21 protein-coding genes are annotated in these 21,011 nt (G+C 65.4%); 13 read left to right on the top strand and 8 right to left on the bottom strand.

Annotation, left to right across the window (positions count from 1 at the left end; genetic code table 11):
• Nucleotides 1-151 precede the first annotated feature (151 nt).
• Complete coding sequence (locus AQZ49_RS16830; protein ID WP_067618251.1) at nucleotides 152-337, top strand: hypothetical protein; 186 nt, start codon at nucleotides 152-154, stop codon at nucleotides 335-337.
• A 65-nt stretch (nucleotides 338-402) separates the two neighbouring features.
• On the opposite strand, the gene clpB is transcribed toward AQZ49_RS16830, so the two are convergent.
• Together clpB and AQZ49_RS16820 are read right to left on the bottom strand one after the other, a co-directional pair.
• On the bottom strand, nucleotides 403-2,982 hold the full coding sequence (gene clpB, locus AQZ49_RS16825; protein WP_067618248.1) for an ATP-dependent chaperone ClpB: 2,580 nt from the start codon (nucleotides 2,980-2,982) through the stop codon (nucleotides 403-405).
• A 164-nt stretch (nucleotides 2,983-3,146) separates the two neighbouring features.
• Entirely contained in the window at nucleotides 3,147-4,760 is a 1,614-nt protein-coding gene (locus AQZ49_RS16820) for a M28 family metallopeptidase (protein ID WP_067618246.1), read from the bottom strand.
• Nucleotides 4,761-4,913: 153 nt separating this feature from the next.
• Here AQZ49_RS16820 and AQZ49_RS16815 point away from each other — a divergent pair, with 153 nt between their 5' ends.
• On the top strand, nucleotides 4,914-7,736 hold the full coding sequence (locus tag AQZ49_RS16815) for a M16 family metallopeptidase (protein ID WP_067618242.1): 2,823 nt from the start codon (nucleotides 4,914-4,916) through the stop codon (nucleotides 7,734-7,736).
• A gap of 211 nt (nucleotides 7,737-7,947) precedes the next feature.
• The gene (locus tag AQZ49_RS16810; RefSeq protein ID WP_067618239.1) at nucleotides 7,948-8,340 is read left to right on the top strand and encodes a DUF2442 domain-containing protein; all 393 of its coding nucleotides are present in this window, start codon (nucleotides 7,948-7,950) and stop codon (nucleotides 8,338-8,340) included.
• 263 nt (nucleotides 8,341-8,603) lie between these two features.
• On the opposite strand, the gene gatB is transcribed toward AQZ49_RS16810, so the two are convergent.
• The 5 genes from gatB to rpsU form a co-directional block, all read right to left on the bottom strand.
• A complete protein-coding gene (gatB, locus tag AQZ49_RS16805) occupies nucleotides 8,604-10,097 on the bottom strand; it encodes an Asp-tRNA(Asn)/Glu-tRNA(Gln) amidotransferase subunit GatB (RefSeq protein ID WP_067618236.1) in 1,494 nt (497 codons plus the stop codon).
• A 1-nt stretch (nucleotide 10,098) separates the two neighbouring features.
• Nucleotides 10,099-11,583 carry an Asp-tRNA(Asn)/Glu-tRNA(Gln) amidotransferase subunit GatA gene (gene gatA / locus AQZ49_RS16800; RefSeq protein WP_067618233.1) on the bottom strand — a complete coding sequence of 495 codons (1,485 nt, stop codon included), beginning with the start codon at nucleotides 11,581-11,583 and terminating at the stop codon, nucleotides 10,099-10,101.
• Between the two features lies 1 nt (nucleotide 11,584).
• Nucleotides 11,585-11,887 carry an Asp-tRNA(Asn)/Glu-tRNA(Gln) amidotransferase subunit GatC gene (gatC, locus tag AQZ49_RS16795; protein ID WP_067618230.1) on the bottom strand — a complete coding sequence of 101 codons (303 nt, stop codon included), beginning with the start codon at nucleotides 11,885-11,887 and terminating at the stop codon, nucleotides 11,585-11,587.
• Nucleotides 11,888-11,946: 59 nt separating this feature from the next.
• The gene (locus AQZ49_RS16790; RefSeq protein ID WP_067618227.1) at nucleotides 11,947-12,498 is read right to left on the bottom strand and encodes an FKBP-type peptidyl-prolyl cis-trans isomerase; all 552 of its coding nucleotides are present in this window, start codon (nucleotides 12,496-12,498) and stop codon (nucleotides 11,947-11,949) included.
• A gap of 167 nt (nucleotides 12,499-12,665) precedes the next feature.
• Entirely contained in the window at nucleotides 12,666-12,872 is a 207-nt protein-coding gene (gene rpsU, locus AQZ49_RS16785; protein ID WP_017671482.1) for a 30S ribosomal protein S21, read from the bottom strand.
• A 252-nt stretch (nucleotides 12,873-13,124) separates the two neighbouring features.
• On the opposite strand from rpsU, the gene crcB reads away from it, so the two are divergent.
• The 10 genes from crcB to AQZ49_RS16735 all read left to right on the top strand — a co-directional run bounded on the left by crcB (nucleotide 13,125) and on the right by AQZ49_RS16735 (nucleotide 20,183).
• Entirely contained in the window at nucleotides 13,125-13,535 is a 411-nt protein-coding gene (crcB, locus tag AQZ49_RS16780; RefSeq protein ID WP_067618224.1) for a fluoride efflux transporter CrcB, read from the top strand.
• Nucleotides 13,532-14,857, top strand: coding sequence for an RluA family pseudouridine synthase (locus AQZ49_RS16775; RefSeq protein ID WP_067618221.1), 1,326 nt, complete (start codon nucleotides 13,532-13,534; stop codon nucleotides 14,855-14,857). Before crcB ends, AQZ49_RS16775 begins: the two co-directional genes overlap by 4 nt.
• Before the next feature lie 15 nt (nucleotides 14,858-14,872).
• Complete coding sequence (locus tag AQZ49_RS16770) at nucleotides 14,873-15,496, top strand: FMN-binding negative transcriptional regulator (RefSeq protein ID WP_067618218.1); 624 nt, start codon at nucleotides 14,873-14,875, stop codon at nucleotides 15,494-15,496.
• 5 nt (nucleotides 15,497-15,501) lie between these two features.
• Nucleotides 15,502-16,161 (top strand): HAD-IA family hydrolase, encoded by a 660-nt coding sequence (locus AQZ49_RS16765; RefSeq protein ID WP_067618422.1) that lies wholly within the window; start codon nucleotides 15,502-15,504, stop codon nucleotides 16,159-16,161.
• Nucleotides 16,158-16,373, top strand: coding sequence for a hypothetical protein (locus AQZ49_RS16760; protein ID WP_231739283.1), 216 nt, complete (start codon nucleotides 16,158-16,160; stop codon nucleotides 16,371-16,373). Before AQZ49_RS16765 ends, AQZ49_RS16760 begins: the two co-directional genes overlap by 4 nt.
• The gene (locus tag AQZ49_RS16755) at nucleotides 16,370-17,065 is read left to right on the top strand and encodes an ATP12 family chaperone protein (protein WP_067618211.1); all 696 of its coding nucleotides are present in this window, start codon (nucleotides 16,370-16,372) and stop codon (nucleotides 17,063-17,065) included. The genes AQZ49_RS16760 and AQZ49_RS16755 overlap by 4 nt, the downstream gene beginning before the upstream one ends.
• On the top strand, nucleotides 17,065-17,472 hold the full coding sequence (locus AQZ49_RS16750; RefSeq protein ID WP_067618208.1) for a VOC family protein: 408 nt from the start codon (nucleotides 17,065-17,067) through the stop codon (nucleotides 17,470-17,472). Before AQZ49_RS16755 ends, AQZ49_RS16750 begins: the two co-directional genes overlap by 1 nt.
• A gap of 159 nt (nucleotides 17,473-17,631) precedes the next feature.
• The gene (locus tag AQZ49_RS16745; RefSeq protein WP_156428356.1) at nucleotides 17,632-19,128 is read left to right on the top strand and encodes a tetratricopeptide repeat protein; all 1,497 of its coding nucleotides are present in this window, start codon (nucleotides 17,632-17,634) and stop codon (nucleotides 19,126-19,128) included.
• A gap of 3 nt (nucleotides 19,129-19,131) precedes the next feature.
• The gene (locus tag AQZ49_RS16740; protein ID WP_067618203.1) at nucleotides 19,132-19,617 is read left to right on the top strand and encodes a hypothetical protein; all 486 of its coding nucleotides are present in this window, start codon (nucleotides 19,132-19,134) and stop codon (nucleotides 19,615-19,617) included.
• Between the two features lie 92 nt (nucleotides 19,618-19,709).
• Nucleotides 19,710-20,183, top strand: a complete 474-nt coding sequence (locus AQZ49_RS16735) for an FKBP-type peptidyl-prolyl cis-trans isomerase (protein WP_231739282.1) — start codon at nucleotides 19,710-19,712, stop codon at nucleotides 20,181-20,183.
• 158 nt (nucleotides 20,184-20,341) lie between these two features.
• Here AQZ49_RS16735 and AQZ49_RS16730 read toward each other — a convergent pair whose 3' ends face one another.
• Nucleotides 20,342-20,974 (bottom strand): tyrosine-type recombinase/integrase, encoded by a 633-nt coding sequence (locus tag AQZ49_RS16730; RefSeq protein WP_067618200.1) that lies wholly within the window; start codon nucleotides 20,972-20,974, stop codon nucleotides 20,342-20,344.
• Between the last annotated feature and the right edge of the window lie 37 nt (nucleotides 20,975-21,011).

Below are 21,011 nucleotides of genomic sequence, written 5' to 3'. Positions count from 1 at the left end.
GTCATCTCACCGCACCCGGCGTACGCTGGCAAGCCGCTACGACGAGAAAAATGATGCCCTATCGCGTTTCAGCCTAGCGCCGCGTGAACCCGACTGTAACGCAGTTTTGCAATGAGGATATGCCCCCAGATTCCTGCTATCGGACCCCGCGATGAACAATGCGTTCCAACAGTTTGACCGGCAAGACCAGGACACGACGCTGCTGAAGGCCGCCGTGCTGATGCAACAGGCCATCGACTTGCTCGATCTGGCCGGCGAAGTGCGCGCCGCCGTCCACCTGCAACACGCCATCGATACCCTGGCGATGCGGCTGCCCGAAATCGGGCAGCCGCACTGATATCAAGCTGCAATGATTGCCAATCTTCCCCCCTCCCCTTCAGGGGAAGGGCTTTCGAGCAGATTTCATTCCACCAAGAACGTCAGCTTGCCCTCGCCATCGTCGATATGCACGACATGCCCGTCGGGAATGTCGCCCGCCAACAGCATGTCGGCCAGCGGGTCCTGCACATAACGCAGCACCGCGCGCTTGAGCGGGCGGGCGCCATAGACCGGGTCGTACCCCACGCGCCCCAGCCAGCGCTTGGCCGCTTCCGACAGATCGAGCGTGATCTTGCGATCCTTCAGCAGCGCGGCCACACGCGCCATCTGCAAGTCGACGATCGGGGCCATATGCGCCTGACCCAGCCGGTGGAACAGGATGATCTCGTCCAGCCGGTTGAGGAATTCGGGGCGGAAATGCGCGCGCACCACATCCATCACTTGCGGTTCGGCCAGCGCGACATCCTGATCTTCGTCCAGCGCGGCCAGATATTGGCTACCCAGATTGCTGGTCAGGATAATCAGCGTGTTGGTGAAATCGACCTGCCGCCCCTGCCCGTCGGTCAGGCGCCCGTCGTCGAGCACCTGCAACAGCACGTTGAACACATCGGCATGGGCCTTTTCGACTTCGTCGAACAGCACGACCTGATAGGGCCGCCGCCGCACCGCTTCGGTCAGCACGCCGCCTTCGTCATAGCCGACATAGCCCGGAGGTGCGCCGATCAACCGGCTGACGCTGTGCTTTTCCATGAATTCCGACATGTCGATGCGCACCATCGCGTTGTCGTCATCAAACAGGAACCCGGCCAGCGCCTTGGTCAATTCGGTCTTGCCGACGCCGGTGGGGCCGAGGAACAGGAAACTGCCCAGCGGCCGGTTGGGGTCCTGCAACCCCGCCCGCGCACGCCGCACCGCCTTTGACACGGCGGCCACGGCATCGCTCTGCCCGATCACCCGCGCGCCCAGCGCGGCCTCCATATTGAGCAGTTTCTGGCGTTCGCCTTCCAGCATGCGATCGACCGGGATGCCGGTCCAGCGGCTGACCACCCCGGCGATATCCTCGGCGGTCACTTCCTCGCGCAGCAGGGCATTGTGCGCCTGGCTCTGCGCCTCGGCAATCTGGCGTTCGAGCTCGGGAATGCGGCCATAGGCCAGTTCGCCCGCACGACCGAGGTCGCCCTGGCGCTGCGCCTGTTCCAGTTCGTTGCGCGCAGCATCGAGCGCTTCCTTGATCTTTCCTTCGGCAGCGATCTTGTCGCGTTCGTTCTGCCAGCGGGTGGTCAATTCGGCCGATTGCTGTTCCAGATTGGCCAGTTCCGCGCGCAAGGCCGTCAGCCGGTCTTTCGACGCGGCATCGGTTTCCTTGGCCAGTGCCATGTCCTCGATCTTCAACTGGATGATCCGCCGGTCGAGATTTTCGATCTCTTCAGGCTTGGATTCCACTTCCATGCGGATGCGGCTGGCGGCCTCATCCATCAGGTCGATCGCCTTGTCGGGCAGGAAACGGTCGGCGATATAGCGGTTGGACAGCGTCGCGGCGGCCACGATCGCCGCATCGGCGATGCGCACGCCATGGTGCAATTCGTACTTTTCCTTGATCCCGCGCAGGATCGAGATGGTGTCCTCGACCGTCGGTTCGCCCACGAACACCGGCTGGAACCGCCGCTGCAACGCGGGGTCCTTTTCGATGTATTTCTGGTATTCGTCGAGCGTGGTCGCGCCGATGCAATGCAGTTCGCCGCGCGCCAGCGCGGGTTTCAGCAAGTTCGAGGCATCCATCGTGCCTTCGGTCTTGCCCGCGCCGATCAGCGTGTGCATTTCGTCGATGAACAGGATGATCTCGCCCTCGGCGCCCTTCACTTCGTCGAGCACGGCCTTCAGCCGTTCCTCGAATTCGCCGCGATATTTGGCCCCCGCGATCAACGCGCCCATGTCGAGCGCCATCAGCCGCCGGTTGCGCAGGCTTTCGGGCACATCGCCATTGGCGATGCGCACCGCCAGCCCTTCGGCAATCGCGGTCTTGCCCACGCCCGGTTCCCCGATCAGCGCGGGGTTGTTCTTGGTGCGGCGGGCCAGAATCTGGATGGTGCGGCGGATTTCCTCGTCGCGACCGATCACCGGATCAAGCTTGCCCTCGCGCGCGGCCTCGGTCAGGTCGCGGGCATATTTCTTCATCGCGTCATAGGCGTTTTCGGCCCCCGCGCTGTCGGCATTGCGGCCCCCACGCAACGCGGCAATCGCCGCCTCGAGCGCGGGCGCAGTCACATTGGCGTCCTTCAACGCCTGCCCAGCCGCCGTCGTAGTGGCGAGCGTCAGCGCCACCAGAATGCGTTCGACGGTGACATAGCTGTCGCCCGATTTCGTCGCGATCTGTTCGGCCTGGTCGAGCAGGCGCACGGTATCGTTGTCGAGCCCCGGCGAGGCCTGCGCGCCCGATCCGCTGACCGCGGGAATACGCGTCAGCGCGCGGTCCACTTCGGCCTGTGCCAGCACGGCATTGCCCCCGGCGCGCTGGATCAGGCCGCTGGCCATCCCTTCGCTGTCTTCGAGCAACACCTTGAGCACATGTTCGGGGGTGATGCGTTGATGGTTGAGCCGGATCGCCAGCGTCTGCGCCGCCTGCAAAAAGCCCTTGGCGCGGTCGGTGAATTTTTCGAGGTTCATGGAAACAGGTTCCTCCTTTGCCACCCAAGGTAGTGTGGCATTTTCGCCACACAAGGAGATGGATCAAATTTCACGCATGGTCTGTCCAGAAACCCCCAACCAAAATGGTCCCCGAACCGGGGAGGATTGAAGGGGGCCGGATCTGAGATCCGCGAAACACACTTTCAAGGCTTCGGCGCCTTGGGCGCGTCGGGCGCATATTGCTGGCCAAAGAAATCCCCCGCAAACCAGCGCGGCGGTTGCTCGGCATTGGCCAGGCCCAGCACGATATCGGTGTTGACCCGCGCAAACAGCGCGCCCGCCTCCCAATCGAACGGCAGCGACAGATCATCGCTGACCTGATGGTAATGGTCCTTCAAAAACGCGCGGAACTGCCGCTCGCCGTCCCCGGCAAAGCCCGGCACCATGAACACCGCGGGGATGCCCTGCTGAACAAAGCGATAGTGGTCAGACCGGGTGAACACGCCCTCTTCGGGGATCGGATCGGGCGACAGCGTGATGCCGTCGCGCCCCGCCGCCGCTGCCGCGATCGGCCCGATGGTCGAATGCTGCGCGCCGAACGCGACCAGATCGGTAAAGCGATAGAGCAGCACCGGCATGTCGAAATTGACATCGGCCACCATCGCCCCTGCCGTCGGCAGCGGATGGCGCGCCAGATAGTCCGACCCCAGCAACCCGGATTCCTCGCCGGTCAGCGCGGCAAACAGCACCGACCGACGCGGGCGCTGTGGCACACCCGCCAGCGCGCGCGCCGCCGCCAGCATTGTCGCCACCCCGGCGGCATTGTCCATCGCGCCATTATAGATCCGGTCGGGCCCTTTGCCGCCCACCCCCAGATGATCGAGATGCGCGCTCAGCACCACGCTCTGCCGGGCCAACACGGGGTCGCTGCCGGGCAGCAGCGCGACGACGTTTTCGGTCCTGATGTCGCGCCACTGGCTGGTCAGCGCGATATCGGCGCTGGCCTGCATGTCAAACCCGCCGGGCCGCCCGCCGGCCCGATCGGCCTGCGCCAGCACGCCATCGAGCGAGTGCCCCGCGGCGGCAAACAGCCGCTCTGCCACGTCGGGGTGCAGCATGACCGACACCTTGATGTCCCGCGCGCGCACAAACGCCTGCCCGTCGTCGCCCACCCAGGTGCGCGCCGGGCGCGCGACGGATTCGATCAGATGGTCCCACGTTCCGCGCTTGCGATCCTGCAAGGTCTGCACCGTGATCACCGCCACCGCGCCGCGCCGCATCGCCATGACCGTCTTTTCCGCGCCCAGAAACGCGCCCAGCTCGCTGTCCACACCCTTGGGATAGCCCGAGAGCACCACCACCACTTTGCCGCGCGCGTCGATCCCGCGATAATCGTCCTGGCCCAGATCGGCCCGATCGATGCCAAACCCTGCAAACACCAGCGGCGCGCTGATCGCCACGGCCCGATCGGTCAGGCTGGCGCGCAACAACGCCCGGTCGGGCGCAATCGCCATCGCCCGCCCGCCATAGCGCAACGTGACCGCAGGCGGCCCCGCCAGCCGTGCCTCGCGAAAGGTGACCGGCTGGTAATAGGTGCCGTCGGCCCCGGCAGGTTTCAGCCCCAGCGCCTGATAGCGCGCGGCGACAAACCGCGCCGCGATGTCAAACCCCGGCGTCCCCGGTTCGCGCCCCAGCAACAAGTCATCGGCCAGAAAGGTCACATCGGCCTGCACATCGGATGCCCGGATCGGCACCTCCTGCGCCTGCGCCAGGCTGGCGACGGACAGCGTGGCGGCAAGCAGAACGGGCAGTTTCATCGCGGCGCACCTCATGCTGTGATCACCCCGCATGGCCTATCGCCAACGGCCCCTGCGGGCAATCGGCCTGCGTTTGCAAATTTAGGCCCTGTTCATTGCCGCGCGGTTCTGGAATGTCGGGGCAAACCGCTCATCCTGCTAGAGGATTTTGCCATGCTCCGTCCCTTGCTGCTTGCCTCTGCCGCCCTGTTGCTGGCCCCGCTGGCACAGGCGCAACAGGCGCCCGCCCCGGTGTCCGAACTCGCCGCGCGGGTCGATCTGCCCTATGACCGGTTCACCCTGCCGAACGGCCTGACGGTGCTGGTGCACACCGATCGCAAGGCGCCGATCGTGGCGGTATCGGTCTGGTATGCGGTGGGGTCGAAAAACGAGCCGCGCGGGCGCACCGGGTTTGCCCACTTGTTCGAACACCTGATGTTCTATGGCTCGCAGCACAATCCGGGCAATTTCTTCGCGCCGCTGACCCAGGTCGGCGCGACCGACGCCAACGGCACCACCTGGTTCGATCGCACCAACTATTTCGAGACCGTGCCGACCGGCGCGCTCGATCGCGCGCTGATGATGGAAAGCGACCGCATGGGCTGGCTGTTGCCCGCGATGACGCAGGCGCGCGTCGATGCGCAGCGCGCGGTGGTCAAGAACGAAAAGCGCCAGGACGACAACCAGCCCTATGGCCTGACCCAGTATGAACAGCAGGAAACGCTCTATCCCGCCGGACACCCCTATCACCATGCCACGATCGGCTCGATGGACGATCTCGACCTTGCCTCGCTCGACGATGTAAAGGGCTGGTTCCGCGACCATTATGCTCCCAACAATGCCATTCTGGTGCTGGCGGGCGATATCGACCTGCCCACCGCCCGCGCCAAAGTCACCACCTGGTTCGGTGCGATCCCGCCCGGGCCAAAGGTTCAGCCGGTGCGCGCGCCGGTGGTGCCGCTGACCGCACCGGTGGCAAAAACCATCCATGATCAGGTGGCGACCATCCGGCTGATGCGCATCTGGGCCATACCGGGCCTCGACAATCCCGATTATCTGCCGCTGCAGATCGGCGCGACAATCCTGGGCGGGCTGACCAGTTCGCGCCTCGCCGATACGCTGGTGCATGGGCGCGAAATCGCGGTCGATGCGGGGGCAGAGGCGGATATCTTTGCCCAGGCCGGGCAGTTTTCGGCACAGGCCGATGTCAAACCCGGTGCCGATCCGGTGGCGGTGGGCGCCGCGCTCGATGCCGAAATCACCCGCCTGATCGAACAGGGCCCCACGCTCGATGAAGTGCAGCGCGCCAGCGTCGCCTATGTCGGGTCGATGATCCGGGGCCTGGAATCGGTCGGCGGCTTTTCGGGACAGGCGCCCGAACTGGCGCAGGGCCTGCTCTATTCGGGCGATCCGGCGCATTACCGGGTTGAACTGGACCGCGCCGCGCAGATCACCCCGCAGGCGGTGCGCGCGGCGATGCAGAAATGGCTGCGCAGCCCGGCCTTTGCGCTGACCATCGCGCCCGGCACGCGCACCGCCGGGGGCGAAAACCGGGGTGGCGACAATGCCCTGCCCCCCGCACAGCCCGCCCCGCCGACGCCTGCCGGGCTGAGCGCGCTGGCCACCGATGGCGATCGCAACCACCTGCCCGACGCCGCCGAAGTGCCGCCGCTGCCGTTTCCGGCGATCGAGCGCGCCACGCTGTCGAACGGGATGAAAGTCTATTTCGCGCGGCGCAGCGCAGTGCCGGTGGTGCAAGTGCGGCTGTCGTTCGACGCGGGCTATGCCGCCGATCCGGCCGGCGCGCGCGGCACGCAGGCGCTGTTGCTGAAACTGATGGACGAAGGCACGCTGGATCTGCCCGCGATCGATCTGGCCCGTGCGCGCGAACGGCTGGGCGCGGTGATCAGCGACACCTCGGGCGCCGACCAGACCGCGTTCCAGCTAGACGCGCTGGCGCCCAATCTGGCCGCCTCGATCGATCTGCTGCGCGATTTCGTGCGCCATCCCGGCCTGCGTGAGGCCGATCTGGCCCGCGTTCGCGCGCAACAACTGTCGGCCATCGATGCCGAGGCCAACGATCCGGATGCCCTGGCGCTGCGCGTGCTGTACCACACGCTCTATGGCCCCGATCACCCCTATGGCACCGCGCAGAGCGGCATCGGCACGCGCGCCAGCGTGGCCCGACTGACCCGCGCCGATCTGGAACACTGGCACCACACCTGGCTGCGCCCCGATCGCTCCAGCCTGTTCGTAACCGGCGACACTACGCTGGATGCCGTAAAACCCCTGCTCGAAAAGAGCTTTGGCGACTGGCAGGCCCCGGCCGAGCCCGCCCCGACGCTCGATTTTGACCGCCCCCTGCCCGCGCAGCACGAACATATCGTGCTGATCGACCGGCCCGGCGTGCCGCAGGCGATGATCGTCGGCGGCGAAGTGCTGAATGCCAAAGGCACCGACGATCTGGTGACCCTGCGCACCGCCAACGAGGTGCTGGGCGGATCGTTCCTGGCGCGGTTCACCACCAATCTGCGCGAAGACAAAGGCTGGTCCTATGGCACCTACAGCCAGATCGACACGCATCTGCGCAATGTCGCCTGGGGCATCTATGCCCCGGTGCAGACCGACAAGGCCGGCCCCGCGATCGCCGAACTGCGCAAGGAAACGCTGGCCTATCTGGGCACCAAGGGCACCACGCCGACCGAACTGGCACTGGCCGCCACCGGATCGGCCCGCCAGTTGCCCGGCCACTTCGAAACATCGGGTGCCGTGCTCGACGGCATCGCCGCAATCATCGAACACCACCGCCCCGACGATTACTACACCCACCTCCCCGACCGATATCGCGCCCTGACCACCACCGACCTGGACACCGCCGCCCGCACCAAAATCGACCCCGCACGCATCGTGTGGGTGGTGGTGGGCGATGCCGCCACGATCCGCCCGCAACTGGCGGCGCTTGGGCTGCCGGTGGAGGAGGTTAAGGCGGGGGAATAGGACAAAATGCGCCTTTAAATGGAGGGTGTGGAAGGCGCGCGGAATTCGTCTCTCGTTGATCGGCCATAATAGGTATACTGGCCCCGAATTCCCTGGCCCCAAATTCCTTGACTGCGGATGCGTTTGGGTGGGCGCAGGACCAAGCCTTCTAAAACGTCATGCCTGGAGATCCATGCGATGGTGGATGAATTCGAGAAAGAAGGAATAGCAATTGGCCCGGTTCGCCGCCGCCGAAGAACGCGGCCGTATCGCCGCGCAGACCGAGCCCCGGGCCGCAAGCGCGCGCTATGATCGCCGCCGGGGGCGGATGGTGATCGCACTGACCAACGGTTGCTCCTTCACGTTTCCTGTGCGCCTGGCGCAAGGGCTGGAGCAGGCCAGCGACGAACAGATCGCCGCGTTCGAGATTCTGGGGGGCGGTTATGGCCTCCACTGGGAAAGCCTGGACGTGGACTTGTCGATCCCCGGCCTGCTGGCGGGCCTGTTCGGCACCAGGTCCCATATGGCGCGCCATGCCGGACAGGCGCGATCACCCGCCAAAGCCGCCGCCGCGCGCGCCAATGGGGCCAAAGGCGGTCGCCCGCGCAAGTCTGCCGGCGCGTAGCAGCACGAGGGCCCGGTGTGCCGTGCCCCGCATCGTGACAGCCTTGGCCACCCCACCATCGCGGGTTGGCGATGCCGCTGATCGCCAGGGTCAGCAGCATCACCACGGTAACCACGCCAATCGCCTGGTTGACCGGGCCGAGCAACTGGCCCTCGTGCCAGGCCATGCCATAGGCGATCACGCAGTCGATCGGGTGGACAAGTCTTCGCGGGATTTCAGCGCGCCGGTGCGCAGGCCGGACGATGGCGCCCCGGCGCGCTGGTTCAGCCCAGCCGCGCCTTGATCACCTGGTTGACCAGTTGCGGGTTGCCCTTGCCCTGCATCGCCTTCATCGTCTGGCCGACGAAGAAGCCGAACAAGGCCTCTTTGCCCGCGCGATACTGTTCGACTTTGTCGGCATTGGCGGCCAGCACGGCATCGACGGCAGCCTCGATCGCGCCGGTGTCGCTGGTCTGTTTCAGCCCTTCGCGTTCGACGATCACCCCCGGCGCATCGCCGGATTCGAGCATCTTTTCCAGCACCTGTTTGGCAATCGAACCCGAAATCGTGCCATCGCCGACCAGCGCCAGCAATTCGGCGCCCGCCTCGGGGCTGACCGGGCTGTCAGACAGCGTGCGGCCCAGCTTGTTGAGCGCGCCGAACAGTTCACTGGTCAGCCAGTTGGACGCGGCCCGGGCCACTTCGGCCTCAGTCTTGCCCTGGCGGCGCGCGCTTTCGGCGATCAACCGTTCGAACCAGCGCGCGGTTTCCGCCTCTGCCGTCAGCACCCCGGCGTTATAGGCCGACAGGCCCAGCGCGGTTTCATACCGTGCACGCTTGGCATCGGGCAATTCGGGCAACGACGCGCGGCATTCCTCGATAAACGCGGGTTGCAGCACCAGCGGCAGCAGATCGGGATCGGGGAAATAGCGATAGTCGTGCGCGTCTTCCTTGCTGCGCATCGACCGGGTGGTGCCGGTATCGGGGTCGAACAGGCGGGTTTCCTGCACGATCTTGCCCCCGGCCTCCAGCACGTCGACCTGGCGGCTGGCCTCGTATTCGACCGTTGCCATGACAAAGCGCACCGAATTGACGTTTTTCGTTTCGGTGCGCGTGCCGAACGGTTCGCCCGGGCGGCGCACCGACACGTTGACGTCGGCGCGCATCGATCCCTGGTCCATGTTGCCGTCACACGATCCGACATACCGCAGGATGGTGCGCAGCTTGGCCAGATAGGCGCCCGCTTCGGCCGGGCTGCGCATGTCAGGCTTGCTGACGATTTCCATCAGCGCCACGCCCGACCGGTTGAGATCGACATAGCTCATGGTCGGGTGCTGATCATGCATCAGCTTGCCCGCATCCTGTTCGACATGGATGCGTTCGACGCCGATCACTTTGGTCTCATCGGGCTTTTTGTCGTCGGGCGTGATGGTCACCGCGCCCTCGCCCACCAGCGGATGGTACAACTGGCTGATCTGGTAACCCTGCGGCAGATCGGCATAGAAATAGTTCTTGCGATCGAACCGCGACCACGGATTGATCACCGCGCCGATGGCAATCCCGGTGCGCACCGCCTGGCGGATGCATTCGGCATTGGGCACCGGCAACATGCCGGGCATCGCCGCATCGACCAGGCTGACCTGGGTGTTGGGCTCTGCCCCAAAGGCGGTGGCGGCGCCCGAAAACAGCTTTGCCTGGGTGCTGATCTGGGCATGGACTTCCAGCCCGATCACCACTTCCCATTCGCCGGTGGCGCCCTGGATACGATAGCTGCTCATCTTACCACCACTTTTCCGGGCGCGCGGTGAAGGCGGCGCGGCGCTCGATCGCGAGGCCGGCGTTCAGCACGCCCTGTTCGTCAAACGGCCGCCCGATCAGGTGCAGCCCCAGCGGCAGCCCCTGCCGATCAACCCCGGCAGGCACCGACATCGCGGGCAGACCGGCGAGCGAGGCGGGCACCGAAAACACGTCGTTCAGGTACATTTCCAGCGGATCGTCGCTCTTTTGCCCCAGCACGAACGCCGCACTCGGCGCGGTCGGGGTCAGGATCACGTCGACCTGGCGGAACGCCTCTTCGAAATCGCGCGCGATCAGCGTGCGGACTTTTTGCGCCTGGGTATAATAGGCGTCGTAAAACCCGGCAGACAGCACATATGTGCCGATCATGATCCGGCGTTTGACCTCGCTGCCGAACCCGGCGGCGCGGGTGGCTGCATACATGTCCTGCAACCCCGCGCCCTCGGGCAGATCGCGCAAGCCATAGCGCACGCCATCATACCGCGCGAGGTTTGACGAGGCTTCGGCCGGGGCGATGATGTAATAGGTCGGCAGCGCATATCGGGTGTGCGGCAGGCTGATATCGACGACTTGCGCGCCCGCATCCTTCAACCAGGCGATGCCGTCGTCCCAGCTTTTGGCGACATCGGCGTTCAGCCCGTCGATGCGGTATTCGCGCGGAATGCCGACTTTCAGACCCTTCAGATCATCCGACAACTGCGCCGACCATGCCGGCACCGGCAGATCGAGGCTGGTCGAATCCTTGGCATCGAACCCGGCCATGGCTTCAAGCATGATCGCACAATCGGTAACATCGCGCGCCATCGGCCCCGCCTGATCGAGCGACGAGGCAAACGCGACAATCCCCCAGCGGCTGCACCGGCCATACGTCGGCTTGATCCCGGAAATCCCGGTGAACGCGGCGGGCTGGCGGATCGATCCGCCGGTATCGGTGCCGGTTGCCGCCGCCGCGATACGCGCGGCCACGGCGGCCGAAGACCCGCCCGACGATCCGCCCGGCGCACGGCCCGCGTTGTCGCCAGCGGCCCGCCAGGGCGAGATCACATTGCCGAACGCGCTGGTTTCGTTGGACGATCCCATCGCGAACTGGTCGAGATTGAGCTTGCCCAGCATGCCCGCACCGGCATCCCACAACCGCTGGCTGACGGTGGATTCATAGGGCGGGACAAAGCCTTCGAGGAAGTGGCTGGCCGCGGTGGTCTGCACGCCTTTGGTCGCGAACAGGTCCTTCATGCCGATCGGCACGCCCGCCAGTTTGCCCAGCGGTTGCCCGGCTGCGCGCGCGGCATCGACGCGCTGCGCCGCCGCCAGCGCGTGATCGGGCGTGGTGACGATAAACGCGTTGAGCGCAGGGTTGGCCTCGGCCACTGCCGCGTTGAACGCCTGTGCCACTTCGGTGGCGGTAAAATCACCCTTGGCCACGCCGTCGCGGATCGCGGCGATACCCAGATCGGTCAGTTCGCTCATGTTATTCGATCACCTTGGGCACACCGAAAAAGCCGTGTTCGGCTGCGGGTGCATTGGCCAGCACCGCATCGCGCACATTGCCGCCGGTCAGCGGGTCTGCACCCACGACATCGGCGCGCAGGCGCAACTGGTTGGGAATGACGGCGGTCATCGGTTCGACGCCGGCCACATCGACTTCGCCCAGTTGATCGACCCAGGCGAGGATGCCGTTCAATTCGGGCACCATCGCCTCGATTTCAGCCTGGGTTACCTTGATGCGCGCGAGCGACGCGATTTTCGCCACGTCTGCGGGGGCGACTGACATGCCCTTTGCCTTTCCGGTTCATGAAACAGGCCGGGCCACGCGGGGCCCGTACCCTGAAATTACTGCGGCACAGTGCCGCCTGCGGCACCACCGGGCGCGCTGCCCGCGCCCTGCATCTGTTGCTGCAGACGCTGGATCATCGCGCGTTCGCGCATCAGTTCGGCCGCGCTCTTGTAATCGAGCAGTTCGATGTCGAACGTCAGGTCGGCGTTGCCGGGGATCGAAACCTCACCGGTCTGTGGATTGGTCACACCCTTGGCGCCATAGGCCAGCCGGGCCGGGATGACGACGTGGTATTTGCCACCCTTCTGCATCTGCTGCAGCGCCTTGGAAAAGCCGGGGATGACGCCTTCCACCGGGATACCGGCATGTTCGCCACGGTCGAATTCCTTGCCGTTGGCCAGATAGCCGACATAGTTGACCTCGACCACGTCGGACAGCCCCGGCGTGGCGCCGGACCCGGCCTTTACCGTGACGACTTCCAGACCCTTTTGCCGGGTTTCAAAGGCCACTGCCCCGCCCAGCGCAACCGCCAGCACGACGCCAAGCCACAACTTGCCGATCGCACCCTTGGCGATGGGCTGCAAAGGAACGCGGGTGATTTCGGTCATGTTGGCCCCTCTAGGGAAGAATCTGGGTGGGCGGTACCGATTCGCCGGATCGATGTGAACCGACCGCACAAGCGAAAGGGCGCCGCGATGACGGCGCCCTCTTGGCCCAGCACGGGCCGCCTCGCAAGGGGGTAGATAAGGAGGGGATGCCCCTCCTTATCCGAATCCTACTTGCCGCCGTCGCGTTCCACGCGCTTGCGCTCCAGCTTGCGGGCGCGGCGCACGGCAGCGGCCTTTTCGCGGGCGCGCTTTTCCGACGGCTTTTCATAGTGGCGACGCAGCTTCATCTCGCGATACACACCTTCGCGCTGCAGCTTCTTCTTGAGCGCGCGAAGAGCCTGGTCGACGTTGTTGTCGCGGACGAGAATCTGCATAAAAAACCACACCTCACGAAAAGACAGGCCAGAACCCCGACTGCCGCACCACAAGGATTGAAGGCGCGGACGAACCCGGGGGAACACCCAATAGGGAAAAACAAAAAGGGCCGATTCCCGAACGGGATCGGCTCAGAATGGGGGCCCATTATCACTTCGAACCGACCCGCGCAAGCACCCGCGCGGCACCATCGGCATCGCGGCCAATAAAACCGCTTACCACTTTTGCGCACCTTGCTCTATGGACCACCCATGCAATCACCTCTTTCCTTTGTCACGGCCTCTGTGCTGGTGACGGTCGGCGGCGCGGCCGGGTCCTGGCTGCGCTTTGCCACCGGGCGCCTGTGGCACTTTGCCATCGGCCCGATCGCGGCCAACGAATTTCCCTGGGCTACGCTCAGCGTCAACATCGTCGGCTCGCTGCTGATGGGCATGCTGATCGGCTGGCTGGCGCGCCATTCGGCCGGCGGTGAAGCCTGGCGGATGCTGCTCGGCGTCGGTGTGCTCGGCGGGTTCACCACATTTTCCTCGTTCGCGCTGGAATTCGCATTGTTTGTCGAACGCGGCAATCTGGGGCTGGCGGCGCTTTATGTCGGCGTGTCGCTGCTGGCCGGGTTCGGCGCACTGTTCTTCGGGCTGGCCGCCACGCGAGCGGTGGCATGAAGGCGCCCCGCTCCTCCCCCTCGGGCGAAGACGCCGTTCGCCAGTTTGTCGTCGGCCGCGATGACGAAGGCGTGCGGCTCGACCGCTGGTTCAAACGCCACCTGCCGCAAGTCGGCTTTGCCACCGTGTCGCGCTGGGCGCGCACCGGGCAGATCCGCGTCGATGGCAAACGCGCCGATGTCGATACGCGGCTGGCCGCGGGGCAGACGCTGCGCGTGCCGCCGGGCGGATCGCTGCCCCCCGGCCCCGGCGGCGCACGCGCGCGCACGCCGTTGACCGACGAACAGATCACCCAGGCCGAAGCGATGGTGCTGACCAAGGACCGCGCGGCGATCGTGCTGAACAAGCCGCCGGGCCTGGCCACACAAGGCGGCAGCGGCACGCATGTGCATGTCGATGGCCTGCTCGATGCCTATGCCGGCGACAACGATCCGCGCCCGCGGCTGGTCCATCGGCTCGACAAGGATACCTCGGGCGTGCTGCTGATCGCGCGCACACCGGGCAGCGCGGCCTATTTTTCGCGCCATTTCGCCGGGCGTTCGGCGCGCAAGATCTATTGGGCGCTGGTGGTCGGCGTGCCCGAAGTGTTTGACGGGCTGATCGAATTGCCGCTGGCCAAACAGCCGGGCACCGGCGGCGAAAAGATGATGGTGGATGAAAGCGGCGCGGGCCTGACCGCGCGCACCCGCTATCGCGTGATCGATCGCGCGGGCAACAGTGCCGCCTGGGTCGAATTGCAACCGCTGACCGGGCGCACGCATCAGTTGCGCGTGCATATGGCGGCGATCGGCCACCCGATCGTGGGCGATGGCAAATATGGCGGGCAGGCCGCGTTTCTGACCGGCACGATCAGCCGCAAGCTGCACCTGCATGCGCGCCGCCTGGTGATCCCGCATCCCGAAGGCGACGCGCTCGACGTCACGGCGCCGCTGCCCGACCATTTTGCCACGGGCCTTGCCCAGCTTGGTTTTACCGAGGCCGATGGCGATGCGATGGTGCTGGCCGCCCCGCCAAAGGACCCGCGCGTGGTGGAAAAACGCGCCGCGCTGGCGCATGCGCGCGATGTGCGCCGCGATCGCAAGGGCGAACGGCGCAAACGCGGCGATGAAGCAGGCGGCGCCAAACCGGCACGCAAACCGGTGCGCAAGGCTGTGGACAAACCAGTGGGCAAACCTGTGGCAAAGCCGGGCAAAACCCCGGGGAGAACCGGTGCAAAACCGGGCCCGAAACCCGCCGGAAAACCTGTGGGCAAACCTGTGGGCAAACCTGTGGGTAAACCCGTGCGGCGCGCCCCGGCGCGTACGCCCAGGGGCAACACCTGAAAACGGCCGCGAACGATGCACCCCAATCCCGCCTTTCGCCCGAAAACCGATCCGGCCGACACCGCGCAACTCTATGCCGGGCTGATTGCCGAAGTCGGGTTCGGCATGGTGTTCCTGACCACGCCCGATGGCCCGCGCGTGGCGCATACCCCGCTGGTACTGCGTAAAGGCGGACGCATCGCGTTTCACCTGGCGCGCGGCAACGCGCTGACCCGCCATCTCGACGGCGCCAGCGCGCTGATCGTGGTCAATGGCCCCGATGGCTATGTCTCTCCGCGCTGGTACCACGATGCGGATCAGGTGCCGACGTGGAACTATCTGGCGCTCGAATGCGAAGGGCCGGTGCGGCGGCTCGATCACGACGGACTGATCGCCCTGCTGACCGAGGCCTCGGCGCTCAACGAGGCACGGCTGGAGGGCAAGCCGTGGACGATGGACAAAGTCTCCCCGCCGACGATGGCCAAGCTGACCGACGCGATCGTCGGGTTCGAGATGGAGGTGCTGGCCTGGCGCCCCACGCTGAAACTGTCGCAGAACAAGCGCGATGAAGAACGCGCGCGGGTGATCGCGGGGCTGGAAGCGGCGGGATCGGGCGCGGTGGCCACGCTGATGCGCGCGCTGGCGCCCGTAAAGCCGTGACCCCGTTGCGCCTCGCCATCTTTGATTGCGACGGCACGCTGGTCGACAGCCAGGCCGACATCGCGCTGGCGATGGAGGCGGCGTTTGCCACCCACGCCCTGCCCGCGCCGCCGCGCGCAGACATCCGGCGCATTGTCGGGCTGTCGCTCGGCGAAGCGATCCGCCAGCTATCCCCCGATCTGGACGCACAGACCGCCTCGGCCCTGGTGCAGGCGTATAAAGACGCGTTTCGCGCGCGCCGCGCGGCGGGCATGGTCGAAGAACCGCTGTATGACGGCATTGCCGCGCTGGTCGCCGGGCTGGATGCGGCGGGCTGGCTGCTGGGCGTGGCAACCGGCAAGAGCGACCGGGGCCTGGCGCATTGCCTGGACCATCACGGCCTGACCGGCCATTTCGTGACTTTGCAGACCGCCGACCGCCACCCGTCAAAACCCGACCCGGCGATGATCGAGGCCTGCCTCGATGCCACCGGCGCCGAACGCGCGCATACCGTGATGATCGGCGACACCGCCTATGACATGGCGATGGCGGTCAATGCCGGGGTGCGCGCGATCGGGGTCGATTGGGGATACCACCACCCCGTCGAACTGATTGCCGCAGGGGCCGAGGCGATTGCCGGATCGGTCGACGAACTGGCACTGCTGCTCAAGGGGCTGGAGGCGTGAACGATCCCGCATTGCCGCGTTTCATGGCCCTGCAGGCCGCGCGCGCGGCGGGCGCGGCGATCGCGCTGCTGGGCGTGGTGATGCTCAGCCATCGCATCGCGCTGCTGGCATGGGCGCCCGATGCATTGGGCGATGGATTGATCGTGGCGGGCGCGGTGCTGTTCTTTGCGGTGCCGCTGATCCTGGCCAAACGCTGGAAAAGCAGGGGATGAAACGGTTTTATCGTGATGTAACGGCGGCACAAACCGCCGGAGGCTGGCGCGTGCTGCTCGACGGGCGGGCGATCAAGACTCAGGGTGGCCGCGCCCAAGTGGTGCCCACGCTCGCGCTGGCCGAGGCGATGCGCGCCGAATGGGCCGATCAGGGCGAAACCATCGACACCACGCGGTTTTTCCTGCGCGATCTGGCCGATTATGCGATCGATGCGATTGCACCCGATCCTGCCGCCATCCGCGCCACGCTGCTCGGTTTCGCGCAGACCGACACGCTGTGCTATCGCGCCTGGCCCGACGAGCCCTTTGCCGCGCGCCAACAGACCGATTGGGAACCCCTGGTGCTGGCGGCAGAGGCGCGTTTCGATGTGCAGTTTGTGCGCGTGGCCGGGGTGATCCACCGCGCGCAGCCCGACGCCACGCTGGCCACGCTGCGCGCGCATCTGGATCGCCACGACGCGTTCACGCTGGCCGCGCTGCACACGCTGACCAGCCTGGCCGCCTCGCTGATCATCGGCCTGGCCGCGCTCGAACCCGATGCGCCGCTCGATCGCCTGTGGGATGCGGCCCATCTGGAAGAGTTGTGGCAGGCCGAATTGTGGGGCCACGATGCCGAAGCCACAGCCCGCCGCACCCGCCGCCACGCCGACTTTGTGAACGCCGCACGCTTTGCCACGCTGGCGCGCGCCTGATGCCCCAGCGCCTGAGCCTGACCGCGCTGGTGGTCGATGACTATGACACGGCCATCGCGTTCTATGTGGGCAAGCTCGGCTTTGTCCTGCGCGAAGACACCGTACTGTCCCCCGCCAAGCGCTGGGTGGTGGTGAGTCCGCCCGGCAGCGACGCCGGCCTGTTGCTGGCCCGCGCCGCCAACGAAGACCAGCGCCGCGCGATCGGCCATCAGGGCGGCGGCCGGGTGTTCCTGTTTCTGGAGACCGACGATTTCGTCCGCGACCACCAGGCCTATACCGAACGCGGCGTCCGCTTTGTCGAACCACCCCGCCACGAACCTTATGGCACGGTCGCGGTGTTCGAAGACCTGTATGGCAATCGCTGGGACCTGATCGAGCCGATCCGTTCAGAACCCCCCGCCGGATAGGGCGCCAACTGACGATGAGGGTGCATTTCGGCACCTTGGCCGTCAATGCAACTTCGCCGTGATTGTCGACTGCGCAGTATTCCCATCACGCGGGCTTGCCCCAAGACGACAATTAAGCCATTCCGTCCGCACAATTTGTTGATGGGTTGGGGGAAATTGATGGCAAGTATCCGACGGCGGCTGGGATCGGTCGGCATGCTTGTTTGCGGTCTTGTGGCGCAGTCGTGTGCGGTGCAGGCGCGCACGCCCGACAATGCCGAGGATGCGCATGACCAGCTTGTCGCGCTGGTGCAGGCCAAACAGTGTGACAAGGCGCTCGACCTGTTGGCAAGACCTGCGCTGGCGCCACTGTTCCAATCGGGGTCCGACCGCGCCAGGATGGAGATCGACGCGATCGGCCTGCAGTGTGCGTTCAAGACAAAACGCCCCGATCTCCAACTGAAATATGCCGTGGCGGGTACCGCCTTCGCCAATGCATCGCCCTATCTTTGGGGCGCGCGCGTCTTTCTGGCATGGCAGGCGGGCGATCATGCGGGCGCCGTGACGGCGATCGAAACGATGGCTCAGACTGCGCCCGGCGCCATCAATGCCATTCGCATCCGGTTGCTTTCGGAGATGGTGCGGGCCCTGTACGACGGTTCGGAGACCCAGCTCCATCGCAGACTGCTCAAAGTGCTGGCCAGTCCAGCCTATGTGCCAAACCAGCCAGGGTATTCCGGCGACAGTTTTCGCATCGACTATGCAAGAGTGCTGGCAGAAGACGGCGACAAGGCTGGCGCAGCGGAGCTGCTGGCGCATATCAGGGAACCGCGGTCGTTAATGGGCGCCGCCGTGGATTCGCGCCTGCGCGAATTTATGCCTGCCAACTTTGACGCACGCGCCGCAGTCGAGCGCCATATGGCCGTCATGCAGGCCATGGCTTCCGCGCATCCCGATGCCCAGGAACCGGTGATCAGTGTTGCTGAAGACTACCTGGCACTGGGCGAGGCGGATCAGGCGATTGCGGTTCTGCAAAGCGTTCGCCCCGGCAGCGCGGACGGGCCAAAATACGTCGACCAGGATGAACAGGCCAACTGGTGGTGGAACACACTGGCGCGCGCCTATATCGACCTCAACCGCTACGACGATGCGGTAACCGCCTATCGCCAGGGCGTGGCATCGGGCGAACGCGGCATCGCCACCAATGTCAGCCAGGCCATCAACCTGTCGGAAACGCAGAACCGGTTCGGCCATTACAAAGAGGCGTTGCACACGCTGGAACCGCTGCTGGGGCCAAACGCCCCGATCAGCTTGTTTGGCCGCATGCAATTGGTCGAAAGCCACGGCTGTGCCAGCTACCGGCTGGGTCAGGTCGAGGCGGCCAAGACGGATCTGGCGCTGTTGCGCGCACATCAGGACATTGCGCCGCGCGCGATTGTCGAACTGGAAATCTGCATGAACGATCTCGACGGCGCCGCCGCCGACCAGATCGCCCGGCTGAACCAGACCGAACAGCACACCGCCGCGCTGCTCGAACTGAGCACGTATGCCCCTTCGCCCCTGCCCGTCCCGCCCGGCATGTGGAAGATCGGGATCGAAGCGTTGAAACAGCGGCCCGACATCCAGGCCGCGATCCAGCGCGCCGGCGGCATCCGCAGCTTCAACATTCCCGGCTAAGTCGTGTCAGCGATACCAAAAAAACCGCGCGAAATTCTGGCGTTGCTGGTGGTTTTGCTGTCGGCGCAAGCCACGCGCGCGCTGGCCAGGGATTTCCTGCCGATCGGCGCAACACCCTATGTCGAATCGTGGGATTTCATCGAAACGTCGAGCATCGCCATCGACGGCACGGCCAGAACCTATTGGATACTGTCCGCCAACACCAACGCTGGCGCCGATGATCCGCACCAGATCGCCTATATCATGCGCCGCTACATCAACGATTGTCAGGCGCACAAGACGGTGCTCAGCTATGTGGGCCTTTATGATTACGACGGTCGCCTGTTGAAACATGATCTGGCCAGACAGGCGACCCGGCATGTGCGCGCCCATACGCGCGAAGCCGCGATCGAGGCGCTGGCCTGCAACGCCGCCACGCCACATTCCAGCCCGATCCTGCCCACCATCGACGATGCCATCGCCTGGGCCAGGGCCCAAAAAGCGCGATGATCCACCACCCCTGACGCGCGACGACCCGCACAGGCCCCCTTGCGCCATTGAAATGGGCACCCCCGGATCGTAGGGCATGCGGGCCCGCACGGATGGCGCAACCCATGGGGAGGTCCCGCTTGTCGATCACACACCACATTGCCCGCCAGGCGGCCCTGATCGCCGCCGCCATCGCCGTGGCGGCGGGCGGCAGCGCCACCGCGCAAACCGGCCCGATCACCACGTTCAGCGGCCTGATCTACCAATCGCTGCGCGATGGCGACGGCGACACCCCCACCGCCAACGATATGGTGCGCGTGAACTACAAGGGCATGCTGGAAGACGGCACCGTGTTCGACAGCTCATACGACCGCCACCAACCCGCCCAATTCGCCGTCCTGCGCGTAATCCCCTGCTGGACCGAAGCCCTGCAGATGATGCGCGTAGGCGGCAAAGCCCGCCTAACCTGCCCCCCAAACATCGCCTATGGCGATCGCGGCTCACGCGGCACCATCCCGCCGAACGCCACACTGACGTTTGAAGTGGAGTTGCTGGCGGTGATCCCAGCGCCGCCTGCGCCGGATTGATTGGGGATCCGTTGTGTTTTCGCAGGACCAGCTCAAGGAGATTGCCAGGCTCGCCTTGATAGCGGTCATTCGCAGGCAAATATGATTTCGTCGAAACCGACCGTTCGTTCATGCCGAAAGTGCTGACCCACCGGTTGAGCGATGGGCCAGCGAATTGATCAAAGCTCCGTTCTTTCGGACAGTGTCAAAGCGTCGTCGACATCGACGCCGAGATAACGGACCGTATGCTCGATGTTGGTGTGCCCCAACAGGATCTGGATGGCTCGCAGATTACCGGTCGCCTTGTAGATAAGAGAGGCCTTCGTTCGGCGCATCGAATGCGTGCCATATTGGCGCTTGTCCAGGCCAACGGTCGACACCCACTCATCAAGAAGGCGAGCATATTGCCGGGTGCTGAGGTGTCCCGTGTAATCAATCCGACTGGGGAAGATGAAGTCGTTCACCGAACCTCCGCGCCGTTCCAACCATGCCAGCAGACTCTTGCGCGCGTCGGACATGATCTCGAATTGAACCGGCCGACCTGTCTTCTGCTGGATAACGGTTGCTCGGTTGCGGATGGTGCCGCCGCTGACCAGGTCTCCAATGCGCAGTTTCACCAAGTCGCACCCGCGCAGTTTGCTGTCGATGGCCAGGTTGAACAAGGCTCGGTCTCGCAGTCGCTTGTGTTCGTCGAGGTAAAACCGGATTGCCCAGATATCGCGCGGTCTGAGCGGGCGTTTCGGGCCCACATTTTGCCCCGCATTCCAAGGGCGCCGTTCGTGCACGGCGGGGTCAAGATCGGAATGTCCCATTGTGCTTCTCCAGTGGCCGATATGGCCGTTTTGGAGA

This window comes from Novosphingobium sp. FSW06-99 (assembly GCF_001519065.1).
Taxonomy (GTDB): domain Bacteria; phylum Pseudomonadota; class Alphaproteobacteria; order Sphingomonadales; family Sphingomonadaceae; genus Novosphingobium.
The sequence above is the reverse complement of the archived record's forward strand: the minus strand, read 5'-3'. Positions and strand labels throughout refer to the sequence as shown.